This is a genomic window from Pedobacter sp. (assembly GCF_965249885.1).
GTDB lineage: Bacteria > Bacteroidota > Bacteroidia > Sphingobacteriales > Sphingobacteriaceae > Pedobacter.
In genome coordinates this window covers 3,591,743-3,603,931 of the sequence record NZ_OZ252254.1, presented here as the reverse complement: position 1 = coordinate 3,603,931, position 12,189 = coordinate 3,591,743, and the positions used below count along the sequence as shown (strand labels likewise).

Annotated in this window: 9 protein-coding genes; 5 read left to right on the top strand and 4 right to left on the bottom strand. The window is 40.0% G+C overall.

From position 1 onward, the window contains the following. The first annotated feature begins 225 nt into the window (after positions 1-225). Together ACY2A0_RS15370 and ACY2A0_RS15365 are read left to right on the top strand one after the other, a co-directional pair. Complete coding sequence (locus ACY2A0_RS15370; RefSeq protein ID WP_461791599.1) at positions 226-3,051, top strand: sensor histidine kinase; 2,826 nt, start codon at positions 226-228, stop codon at positions 3,049-3,051. Continuing rightward, positions 3,044-3,823, top strand: coding sequence for a LytR/AlgR family response regulator transcription factor (locus tag ACY2A0_RS15365; RefSeq protein ID WP_461791598.1), 780 nt, complete (start codon positions 3,044-3,046; stop codon positions 3,821-3,823). Before ACY2A0_RS15370 ends, ACY2A0_RS15365 begins: the two co-directional genes overlap by 8 nt. A gap of 783 nt (positions 3,824-4,606) precedes the next feature. Here ACY2A0_RS15365 and ACY2A0_RS15360 read toward each other — a convergent pair. Continuing rightward, positions 4,607-5,323, bottom strand: a complete 717-nt coding sequence (locus ACY2A0_RS15360) for a LytR/AlgR family response regulator transcription factor (RefSeq protein WP_461790349.1) — start codon at positions 5,321-5,323, stop codon at positions 4,607-4,609. Further along, positions 5,316-6,359 carry a sensor histidine kinase gene (locus tag ACY2A0_RS15355; protein WP_461790348.1) on the bottom strand — a complete coding sequence of 348 codons (1,044 nt, stop codon included), beginning with the start codon at positions 6,357-6,359 and terminating at the stop codon, positions 5,316-5,318. The genes ACY2A0_RS15360 and ACY2A0_RS15355 overlap by 8 nt, the downstream gene beginning before the upstream one ends. A 204-nt stretch (positions 6,360-6,563) precedes the next feature. On the opposite strand from ACY2A0_RS15355, the gene ACY2A0_RS15350 reads away from it, so the two are divergent. From ACY2A0_RS15350 to ACY2A0_RS15340, 3 genes are all read left to right on the top strand, one after another. After that, the gene (locus ACY2A0_RS15350; RefSeq protein WP_461790347.1) at positions 6,564-8,369 is read left to right on the top strand and encodes a S41 family peptidase; all 1,806 of its coding nucleotides are present in this window, start codon (positions 6,564-6,566) and stop codon (positions 8,367-8,369) included. A gap of 289 nt (positions 8,370-8,658) precedes the next feature. Continuing rightward, positions 8,659-9,354 (top strand): LytR/AlgR family response regulator transcription factor, encoded by a 696-nt coding sequence (locus ACY2A0_RS15345; protein WP_461791597.1) that lies wholly within the window; start codon positions 8,659-8,661, stop codon positions 9,352-9,354. Further along, positions 9,355-10,437, top strand: a complete 1,083-nt coding sequence (locus tag ACY2A0_RS15340) for a sensor histidine kinase (RefSeq protein ID WP_461791068.1) — start codon at positions 9,355-9,357, stop codon at positions 10,435-10,437. Between the two features lie 74 nt (positions 10,438-10,511). Here the strand turns inward: ACY2A0_RS15340 and ACY2A0_RS15335 are convergent, their stop codons facing one another. Then, a complete protein-coding gene (locus tag ACY2A0_RS15335) occupies positions 10,512-10,877 on the bottom strand; it encodes a response regulator (RefSeq protein WP_461790345.1) in 366 nt (121 codons plus the stop codon). A gap of 85 nt (positions 10,878-10,962) precedes the next feature. Then, positions 10,963-12,177 carry a DegT/DnrJ/EryC1/StrS family aminotransferase gene (locus tag ACY2A0_RS15330; RefSeq protein ID WP_461790344.1) on the bottom strand — a complete coding sequence of 405 codons (1,215 nt, stop codon included), beginning with the start codon at positions 12,175-12,177 and terminating at the stop codon, positions 10,963-10,965. Positions 12,178-12,189 lie beyond the last annotated feature (12 nt).

Below are 12,189 nucleotides of genomic sequence, written 5' to 3'. Positions count from 1 at the left end.
CCGGAATAGCCCTGAGTGTAACAATAGCAAAAGTTTTACTGAGTGAGGCGCTGGGATCACAGTTCAGCCCAATTACCGCAATATCTCCCGCGGCGAGTTGTCCACGGGCGCCAAATGCGATTACTGAAAAGAAGGCTGCGATAAATGGGATCAAAGACTTAATGGAGTAGATTTTTTTCATATTTTTAGCATTAAAGTATTACAGCACAAACTTTAACCTATTTAATGGATAGCCCCAACCGCAAACTACATTTTTGCTACACTTTTTTGCTCTGGCTCGCCATTTCGTTGCCAACAGTAAAATCATCTGCCCAACAGTTGATATTCGAACAGGCCTATGTACTCAACAACCTCCTACCCTCCAATGAATGCTACCATATATTCAAAGATAGCCAAGGTTATCTTTGGATCGCTACCGAACTGGGACTATGCCGCTATGACGGCAAGTACCTAAAAACGTACGATGATAAAAAGGGGATTCCCGAAAAAGCGATATACGCATTCACCAATATCAAAACGGGCATATGGATGGCCAGCTCAGCGGGAAGGCTTTTTACGCTGACTGATGGCAACATACATGAAAAACGGCTCAGCGTTCCACTGATGCAACAGTTGCGGAAAAAGGATGATTTCCCGTACGAAATGCGGTTCAACAAGAAACTCTTGATCAATTCTAAATGGGCCAGCTATATCCTCGACACCTTAACCGGTAGCGTACAAAGGTTACCGCCCAAGGTCACCACATCAAAGCTGGAACTCACCGACGATGGTTTCCAGATCTTCAACTCGGAGATATCTTCGGTAGTACCCTACATAACGCTGATAGCCAAACTGAGGAACCGGCCCGAAAAAAAATTCAAGATCCCGTTCCGCGGGAAATGGTGCTACCGCTACCTGTCGGCGAAAATGCCCGGAAAGTTCCTGTTTGCCTATAATGACCAACTGGTAGAAGTAGACACTGCGCTGAACATGAAAATACATACGCTGCCGGGCGATGTGAGCGCCATGAAGGTCGACGCAAAGGGCGGACTGCTTATCGGAATGTACAAGACCGGGCTGCTATACTATCCTACCGCGGTAATCGAAAAGCCCATCACTGCACTTCAAAGGCTGTCCATTTCTTCCATATTACAGGATGAGGAAGGCAGTATCTGGTGTACCACGCTGGAAAAGGGAGTGTTCATCTGCCGCAACAACAAAATTATTTCCTACGCCAACCTCCTCGGCGACAGCTATCGCCAGACTATTTTTCATAGCACGCCCAGGCAAACTTTTGCCATGCAGTCCGACAAGTTGGTCAGACTCGACATCAACGGCAAAGATCGGCCAGCCTCCGAACATGAAACCCCTGAACTGATCGAGGAAATGGTAGGTAGGCATGCCAAGTTCTGTTTTCACCAAAATGAACATCTCTTTGATTTAGTACGCTTTGGCCAGAACAGCTTCTTCGGTATATCCTACCCCCACCTGTATCACATTGATGATCAAAAGATATCAACCTACAAGATTCCGATGCCAGGACGATGCCTTGCCGTACTGGACAGCAATCATGTACTGTTCGGTACCGGCGATGCGCTCTATCGATTTTCGGTCAGAAAAAAAAGCTATGAGCGGTTAACCGATATTCCGGCAAGGCCGCTATGTATCCTGGTGACCTCCGATAAGCGGGTGCTTGTAGGTACAAAAGGTAAAGGTATCCTCCAATATGTAAATGGAAAGCTCAGGACATTCCTTTCGTCGGGCATCATCAACGATATGCAACAGGAAGCAAACGGTATCATATGGCTTGCAACCAACGACGGGATAGTCAAACACTTTCCAAATGGAAAACAGATCAGGTACGACGCTTCCAATGGCCTGCCATCCAAATACATCTATCGGCTGAAAATCAGCGGTGAACGAATCTACCTCAACACCTCCGAGGGCGTATGTAGTTTCCCAAAAGATGCCGAGCTGCGAAACCTGAAACAAATGCCCTTCCGCCTGATCTCTTCCACGGCAAATGGAAAATCGATCGATCTTGCGGAGAATCCAGCACTGCCCTTTCCAATCAATAATATCAACCTGAAATTCCATCTGCTATCTTTTGCCAATCAGCACCACAAAGTTCGCTACAGACTTTCTCCCACAGACAATACTTGGAAAGAACAGAGCGCTTCAGAAATCAGCATGGAAAATCTCCATCCCGGCAAGTATCAACTGACGGTCTTCGGCAAAAATAGTGATGGTGTGCTCAGCAAGCCCATAAGCCTTTCGTTCAGCATCGACCCGCCCTACTGGCAGCGTTGGTGGTTCATCTTAACGTCCATCATTTTAGCTGTAGCACTACTTATATGGCTCACTTCGCTTTTTTTCCGTCGACTGCGGAGAAGGGAAAAAGAAAAGAACCGTATCGATCAACTTCTTGCCGAGAGCAGACTTGCCGCATTACAGGCCCAGATGAACCCACACTTTGTCTTCAATTGTATCAACAGTATACAGCATTATATCGTTGCAAAAGAAACAGACAAAGCCTGCGACTATCTTGGACGCTTCAGCAGGTTGATAAGGATGGTACTCCTGTATTCCAGGGAAAGGGAAGTTACGCTTTCGCAGGAAATCGAACTGCTTTCGATCTATGTATCGCTGGAACAATTACGGTTTGCAGAACATTTCGATTATGAACTGAAAGTCGATCCCGACCTGGACTGTGGACAGGTGAAAATTCCAGCCCTACTGCTCCAGCCACACGTCGAAAATGCCATATGGCACGGCCTTCTTCCCCGCACTGAAAAAGGAAGGGGAAAGTTGTCTATAATAATGGAAGGTACGCTTAACGGCATAGAAATTACCATAACCGATAACGGAGTTGGACGGGAAATGGCCAAAAAAAACAACGCAGGAAGCCTACACCGATCCACAGGCCTCAAAATGAATACACAACGCATGGCCATGCTCAACCAGCTGTATAAAACAAAATTTTTCAGTAGTACCATCGAAGATCTTTATGATGCCAATGGACAGTCCAAAGGCACACGGGTAAAGGTCAATATACCAAGCCAGCATGACTGAAACTAACATAAAGCCCATCACCGCATTGATTGTCGATGACGAGAGGGACAGCAGGAGATTGCTTTCCCTTTACCTACGAGAAGATGAAAACATCATCGTAGCCGGAGAGGCCTGTAGTGTACGCGACGCCTACGAACAGATCCTGCGCCTGCGTCCAGACCTGGTCTTTTTGGACATCCACATGCCTTCGGGTGACGGATTCTCATTGTTGAAGATGTTCGCTTCGATCAAGTTCGAAGTTATATTTGTAACAAGTTTCGATCAGTACGCCATCCAGGCGATAAGGAACAACGCCCTTGACTACCTGCTCAAGCCCATTGTCAAAACAGAACTCCAACAGGCCACAGCAAAGGCTCTGGAAAGGATACGGCACAACAGGTCGACGGCCTCCAGCGTGAGTACAATGATGACCGAACGTGAGCAGCAATACCGACACGGCTCAAAACTTACCGTTCATCGTGGAGATCACGTGCATTTAATTGATGTGGAAGACATCATGTACATCACTTCATCTGACCGCTATGTGAAGCTCAAGCTTTGGGATGGATCGGAACATTTCCTAACCAAAACCCTTAAAACGCTACAGGAAGAACTTTCTAGGTTCCCCATGTTCCTGAGAACCAGTAAGACCGAAGTGATCAACGTAGAGGCGGTGATACAATATGGGAAAGGGTTTACCTGTATGATTACCATGGCAGACCATAAAGTATTTGAGGTGTCTAGGAGAAAAAAAACAGAAGTATTGTCGAAGCTGGCTTCCCTGAAGATTTAGCCTTTGGCTTCCATTACGTATTAGCATTCCACTCGTTTATAAAACCTTAAGAAAAAAAATAATTAATGATTCGAAAGTTTAACAACAATCGTTAAACAGCTCACGACCATAGGCAATTTTAACATTGTCATCTACAAATCTCATGCTAATAATAGAAGGCAACGCAATTAATGTTTTTTTTACAGATATAACAATTTCAAGATCCTAAAAAAGATCTTTTTTTAAATGGTGGATGTGTTAAAGTAAATATGAGTAAAATCTCTAGTAGTGAACCTCAACTCACTACCAGAGATAAAATTGTTTGAAGTCACTTAAATTAATGCATGCGGAAAAAACGCATTATATCTTCTCAATTCTCTTTGAAAGCTGAGTGTCTATCTCCATCATTTTCTGCTTTAGCCTCGCCAACAGGCCTAAATCGTACAAAAATTCCGAAGACAATAGCATGTCCTTCCACCCCAAGTTTTAAAGCAGTTCTGAAAAGAGCTGCTTTTTTTCTTCAATAAAAAAAGGCACAAATTTTTGAGTGCTTTTAAAAATTCGAAGCCAACTTCAAACTAACAAATCTAATTTCTGACCAGTGGCATATCTGGAAATACAATGTGCAGTACCAGCTACGGTATCGATATCCTAGAAAACGTAAAGATTAAAATCTATGATCATATTAACCGTTTTACAAGCGCCGAAAGGGATGAGTTACGCCGAACAAATTTTACAAATTCAACGATAAAATGATACTCGTTGGCGAAGTGGTTAACTAATCGGCGGCTATCCACCTGTGCATTATTTATTTGAAATCGCATTATAAAAAGCTTCTCGATAGACTTCTCCCAGTGCGATAGTTCTGCCACCAATACTCACACGATTTCGTTCAATGCTGTCAATCTTATTAATTGCTACAATAAAAGACTTATGAATGCGGATAAACTGATCGATAGGCAACTGGTCCTCCGTCTTCTTCATCGTTTGCAAACTCACGATCTTTTCCGTAGCCGTATAAATCATCACGTAATTTTGTAGTCCCTCCACATAAATGATATCGGAAATATTAACTCTAACCAATCGATATTCGGTTTTCACAAAGATGTGGTTTACCTCTTTAACCTTGGGCAATTCAGTATTCGTCCTTGTGGTACCTACCATGCCCTTTAGCAGTAACTGCACTTTTTCTACTGCCTTATAAAATCGTTCAAAAGACACCGGTTTTAACAAATAATCCACCGCATCATTTTCAAAGCCTTCTAGCGCATATTCTGCATAAGCAGTAGTTAAAACCACTAAACATTTACCACGCACAATTTTCATAAACTGAAGGCCAGTGAGTTCTGGCATTTGTATATCAAGAAAAACCACGTCTACCTCGCCCTCAACCACCTTCGTAATGGCTTCTAGTGGGTCAACCGTGGTAAAAGTTAAAGTAAGCGACGGAACTCTGGCAATGTAATTTTTTAGGACATCAATGGCAAGGGGCTTGTCATCTACAACCATACATCTAATCATAGAGATCAATTTTTAAGTCAACAGTAAAGTTATGGTTTTGCTGGCTAATTAAAAGTTCATGTTTGTTAGGATAGATTAATTCCAAACGCCTTTGCACATTTACCAAACCAATGCCACCGGTTTTATCTTTCTTCGCGGTGTTGATCTTGTTGCTAACATGTAGCCGAAAAGCCTGTCCTTCAATTTTAATCAACACTTGTATAGGTTCATCAGGATTTTTAAAAACGCCGTGCTTAAAAGCGTTCTCTATGAAATTGATGAGGATCAACGGAGCAATTTTTTTTCCTTCGATGTTACCTTCCAATTTAAAATTGGTATACGAGCGTCCTTTTTGTCCAATTTTTTGCAGATCGATCACATTCACCAGATAAGCTATTTCATTAGCTAAGGGCACATATGGATCATCGCTTTCCCTTAGCATATATCGCAACAGTTCCGAAAGTTTAAGCAGCGCTTCGGGTGCCTCGTCTGATTGTTGCTGGGCAAGCGAATAAATGTCATTGATAGTATTGAAAAGGTAGTGTGGGTTGACCTGTGATTTTAAAAAGGCGAGTTCTGTTTTGAGCTGTTCCTTTTCGATAACTTCCTTCTCTGCTCGTACGGTACGCCAATCCATTAGATAACTTAGCAGTAGCCCTAAAAAAATATTCAGAAAATTAGCTCCAAGGGTAACAATAAATGCGGATAAAAGATCGAGATCTGCATCGTAAGTTTTCCAGCCGATCAATGGATACACGATTTGCTCCATCAGGTAATACAACGGGCTAAAGACAAAAATACCAATGAGTAGTGAAATAACATACTTAGAAACATTCCCTTTCTTTAATGCATACGGTACTAATAAAAGATAATTGACATAAAAGAACAAAGCAGAACAACTGGTTTGCAAGGCTTTCACGGGCAACACAATGGTGAGAAATAGTTTCAAATCGAAATGTGTGCCCAAAACACCAGTGCCAAGTGCTACTAGTAAAACCTGCATGAGCACCAATATCCAATAGCCAACATGAAGGTAGATAATTAGTCGTCTGTTCATGGTTTAAAGGTAGCCTAAATTAGTTACGACGATAAAAAGAATAAACAAACTGGCCATTTTTATTGACGAAACCTACAAACACCTACACTAGATCTAAATGAAGTACCCTACAAGCTTGTCAGTTGAATAATGGCTTTGGTCAATCGCTTTTCTATTTGTAAATGTAACTGGAGATTTTTGAAATCATTAAACGATTAAAGAAAGATGAAAAAGATCAAATATAACTTCCTTTTGTTACTCATCCTTGCCGAGTTGTTCAACGCCTCTACGTTACGGGCGAAAGTAAGCGACCCCAAAAAACAAAACCTTCGAATACAACACTTTATACAGATATGGGGGTTGGTGAAATACAAATCTGAGAAAAGTATTGCTGGCAAATTTGATGCCGATAATGAGTTTCTATCATTAATTGATTCTGTTAAAAATGCAGAAGAAAACCAGTTTCAGCAAATGATGTTAAAACTTGTAGGTCCAATTGCTACTACATCAACCAGTTTCAGCTATCGCGACCAAAAAAACAACACCGACTATTTGCTGAAAAATATTGATTACAGCTGGATCAACAACTCAAAGTATATTGTTTCGCTTAAGCAAAAACTGACTGTATTGTCAAATCAAGTGAACGCTAGCGGATCGCATCATTATATTCCAACGGTGTGGTATGAAAACACTTTACCAAATGAACTACCTTACGCAGATTACGCCTTCAATGATGAGAAAATGAACTTGCTGACCTTAGCCAAAGCATGGAACGCCATCGAGTACTTATTTCCTTATAAATACATGACGGATAAAAACTGGAAGCAAGTTTTGGTAGAGATGATACCTGTTTTTAGAAATATAAATGATAGAACTAGCTACGAAAAAGGGCTATTGATGCTAGCTGCGGCTATTAACGACACTCACGGCGGGGAGCTGATGGAAATAGGCAATTTGAAAATGACTAGTACCATTTTTAATGTAAGATATTATCCACCTTTTGATTATAAGGCAGAGGCAAAAGGGATCGTCATTAAGAGATTTTTAACTGATTCCTTAGCAAAACTTAGCGAGCTTAAATCTGGAGACCAGATTGTTGCGATTAATGGCATTGAAATTAAACGTTGGTTAAAAGAGCGTGCAGCCTTGTTACCAGCATCTAACGACGCCGTTAAATATAGGAATCTGAGTACTTCTAACAATAATCGCGGAGATACTTTTGCCTTTAGCAATTTAAGCAGCGGCACGTTAAAAGTAAAAGTTAAAAGAGGTAAACTTAGTTTTAACTTGGTGCTGGAAATGTTGGATCTGGGCAACAAACAACACATTCAACTCATACAGGCAGCTATTATTCAGAAAAGGCTTGGGGAGAAAAAAATTAAGGGGCTGGAGAATATCGATAATGATATTACACTTGTTAGAGCAGGTAACTTTTTTGACAAGGATCTGCCAAATGATAATGATCTGCCAAAACTATCGGCAGCGTTAAAAAGTAAAAAGGCGCTGATTTTTGACATGAGAAAATACCCGCAAGCTCCAGGTCTGTTCAGTTATTACCTGCCCTTGTTATTGGGGAAAGCTCCATTTGCCTTCGCTCGATATTATGCGGCTAATCTTGAAAATCCAGGTTCTTTTGTGCACAGGAAACAAATAGAAAACTATATGTACGTTGCAAAAGATGGCCCAAAGCCGTTTGGAGATTTATATCAAGGTAAAATTGTGATTTTGACAGATGAACATACCCAAAGTATGGGCGAATGGTTTACGATGATGCTAAGTCAGTTCAACGACAATACCACTATAATTGGAAGCCAAACCGCCGGTGCAGATGGGGATGTAAAGAGGCTGACACTTCCTGGGGCCTATCGTTTCAGCTTTACTGGTAATGGTATTTTCTATCCCGATGGAAAGGAAACGCAGCGTGTGGGCATTGTACCCGACATTTATTTTAAGATGTCCCCAGTGGAGTTAAGCGGCGATGAAGACGCTCACCTTAATAGAGCAATAAAATATATCAGGACTGGGCGCTGATGTTTAATTGCTTCGAATTACTGAAATCGTTAAATAAAAAATACCGCTGATTTTGAAAGTGACTTGACGCTATTAACAGCACATCAATCTTAAGAATCTGAATTTTTTTCAGAGCTAATAGGAATATATTATTTAAAACTACATTAAAATTACAACAGTTTATTATCAATTTTATTCATATCATACTCTTTTTACACAAATATAACGGTTAAAGTAAATAAATGGGTTAATTTTGCAGTACTCTTATCTATGCCGATACACTTTTTTATTATGCGAAAGACGTTAGATTATGCGAAAAATTGTTATTGTTGAAGATGATGCCGAGTTAGCCAACAATATAGCAGAATTAGTTACAATACTAGGATATCACGTAGCTGCTATTTTTAACGAAAGTAAGAATTGCCTCTCATTTTTGAATGACAATGCTGTAGACCTTATTATTATCGACATTTCACTTAAGGGAGAAGATTCGGGCATTGAACTTGCCAAGGCTGTTACCGGAAGTTTTGATATTCCTATTATCTTTTGCTCGGCTTATTCCGACGAACAGGTGTTACAGCAGGTAAAAACCATTAAACACAGTGGTTATATCATTAAACCTTTCACCAGACAGGTACTGAAAACCACCATATTTTTGGCATTAAACGACAAGTTTATTGCGCCTACCAGCAGTGGAAAAGATACATTGCATGTTAGAGACAAAGGTTATCTGATTCCTATTGAATTTAGGAACATCCTCATTGCTGAAGCCGATGGTCTTTATACTAAAATTATCACGGCAAAGAAAAGTTACCTGATTAGAGCTATCTTAAAAAATGTAGAAGAACAATTGCCTTCCAATAAGTTTTTAAGAGTGCACAAATCTTACTTAGTAAACGTAGATCATATCTCTTCGTTCAATAGTAAAGGAGTTAAAATAAACGACAGTATTGTACCCGTTAGAAGAGGTTACTACAAGTCGCTTAAAGAATTGTTTAGCAACTAAATACTACGCCTTATCAACTCGAATATAATTGAATCAGCCAAACTTTTTGAGCTGATAACCAACCATTTAAAAGACCTTATTATACTTTTTGATAAGCAGTTTTCTATTATTTACATTTCCCCTTCGGTAAAACGATTACTAGGCTACGAGCTTTTCGAAATTGTTGGGAAGAAAATGGAACACATCTTTGCTATTGATGAGCCGCTGCTTATTGGAGAACCTCAAATTTTAGGCTACCAGCACAAACATAGGGACGAAAAGCTAATGTTGGAATCCTTAATAAAACCAGTTTTTTTAAATGAAAATTTGGAGTGTTACTTGGCAATATTGAGAGATGTGGATATTAGAGAGAGCCTAAGAAAAGAACTAGAAAGGGCGCTCAAAAAAGAAAAATCACTCACAGAACACAAGTCTAAGTTAATTTCAATGGCTTCTCACGAGATGAAAAGCCCCTTAGCTACCATATCAAGTAGTTTAGAACTATTATCTATTTACCTACAGGAAGATGAACATGCGAAGTTTATCAGCTTGGAGCGGCACATCGAAAAAATGCAAACGCAACTGGACCGACTGAATAGTATTGTTGATGAACTGCTTTTAACAGAAAAGAACAACAGCTATCACCAGGCGGTAATTTTAGAACGCTTAGATCTGGTAAAGGTTATTGGAAGCGTCATAAAAGAAAGTTTTTCGGAAGCTGATCAGAAAAAAATCAGTGTGAAGTGCATTGAAGCTGAGATATACATTGATTCCAACAAGATTTTACTACATCATATTTTTAAAAACCTGATTGAAAACGCCCTGAAATATTCAAAACCTGAAAAATCTAAAATACAGGTATTGATTGAGCCTTCTAAATCGCAAGTGGACGTGTCTGTAAAAGACAATGGGATTGGAATTCATCCTCTGGAAAAGGACAAGCTTTTTGATCGATTTTACCGTTCAAATAGAACTACTGAAATCACCGGGTTCGGTATTGGATTATCAGTTGTTAAAGAATGTGCTACCATGCTTGATGCTAGGGTGAGCATAAAAAGTTCAATTGATAAAGGGAGTACTTTTAAAATCAGTTTTCCAAAATAAAAAACCGGTCAAAAAAGATCTTCTCACTAAAAACTACAGTGACTAGCAATTCGATAAAGTTGCTGCAGAAGCTATTATTCCTCTTTTTTAATCAGTTGTAAAAGATAATTGAGGTCCACCGGTTTGTTGAGTAAAAAGTCAAATTTTTCGGAAGATAAAGAGCTGAGGTAACCAGAGAATCCGGAAGTCATTCCTATTATCCTGGTGTTTATTGGGCACTCTTTTCTAACGTACATTAACAGCTCAAGTCCGTTTAGTTTTGGCATTAAAATATCGGCAACAATGGCGTCAAAGGTATAATCGGATTTCAGGTATTTCTCAATGGCCTCTTCGCCATCTTGAGCCCAAAAAACCTCACAAGAGTTTTTGGTTAAAAAATTACGAGTATGTATACCTATTGCGAGGTCATCTTCAACTAGTAAAACCTTAATTTTATCCATTATTATAACTAATGCCTGTTATATAAAGCTGATATATTAAACGGCTGAGTTTTAAAAATTGTTTTTATTATACTAAACTAATAGCTTAAAAATTAACTGCTACTTTTACTTGTGCATGCTTGCTTTTACGAAACAATCCGTCAAATACCTCCGTAATTCTTTGTAAGTCCTCTTGCGTTAAATTACTTCCGCTAGGCAGGCACAATCCGGTATTAAAAATATCATCGGAAACTCCGCTACCAAAATATGGATAGGCTGCATAAAGAGGCTGCAAATGCATAGGTTTCCAAATTGGCCTAGATTCGATATTTTCAGAAGCAAGTGCCGTCATAATATCATCTCTGGTAATTCCCATTGTAAGCTTCGGATTAACACTAATGGTAGTTAACCATCTGTTTGAGAAGTATTTTTCGTTTGGTTCCTGCAATAGGTCAATTCCTTCGATATCTGAAAAATATTTGCTATAGAAATTAAAATTGCTTCTTCTGGCCGCTACCCTATCATCAATAATTTCTAGCTGAGTAATGCCTATACCTGCCAAAATATTACTTAGTCTGTAATTGTAGCCCATTTGTGTATGCTCATAATGTTTCGCTACGTCTTTTGCCTGGGTAGCTAAAAATTTAGCTTGTTTAATCATCTCATCATCGTTGCTCAACAACGCACCTCCAGCACTTGTGGTGATGATTTTATTGCCATTAAAGCTAAGCACACCAAGCTTCCCTATACCACCGCAGGCACGTTTGTCGAAGGTACTTCCTAAAGCTTCAGCGGCATCTTCCAGCACAGGTATACCGTACTCATTAGCGATGCGCATGATTTCCTGCATGTTGGCTGGCATACCATACAAATGAACTGGTATAATCGCTTTCGGTAGTCTAGCTTCGCCCTTTCCAGTTGGTGTAATTACCTCGCCCCTCATGCAGGCAATAATTGCCTTCTCAAGTTGCTTAGGACACATGTTCCAAGTTTCTTTTTCAGAATCAATAAACACCGGCATACCTCCTAAGTATTTGATTGGATTAGCTGAGGCTACGAATGTTAAACTTTGGGTAAGCACATAATCATTTGGCTGTACATCAAGCATTCTTAAGCCTAAATGTATAGCTGCCGTACCTGAACTAAGTGCGGCTGCATGCTTCACTCCATTGTATCTACACAGATCGTTTTCAAAAACATCAACGTGTGGACCAAGCGGAGCGATCCAATTGCAGCGAAAGGCTTCTTCAACGTATGAAAGCTCTTTCCCAGACATGTGAGGTGAACTTAACCAAATCTTGCTTTTTAGCGAGTGTTCCATATCATTTATGAT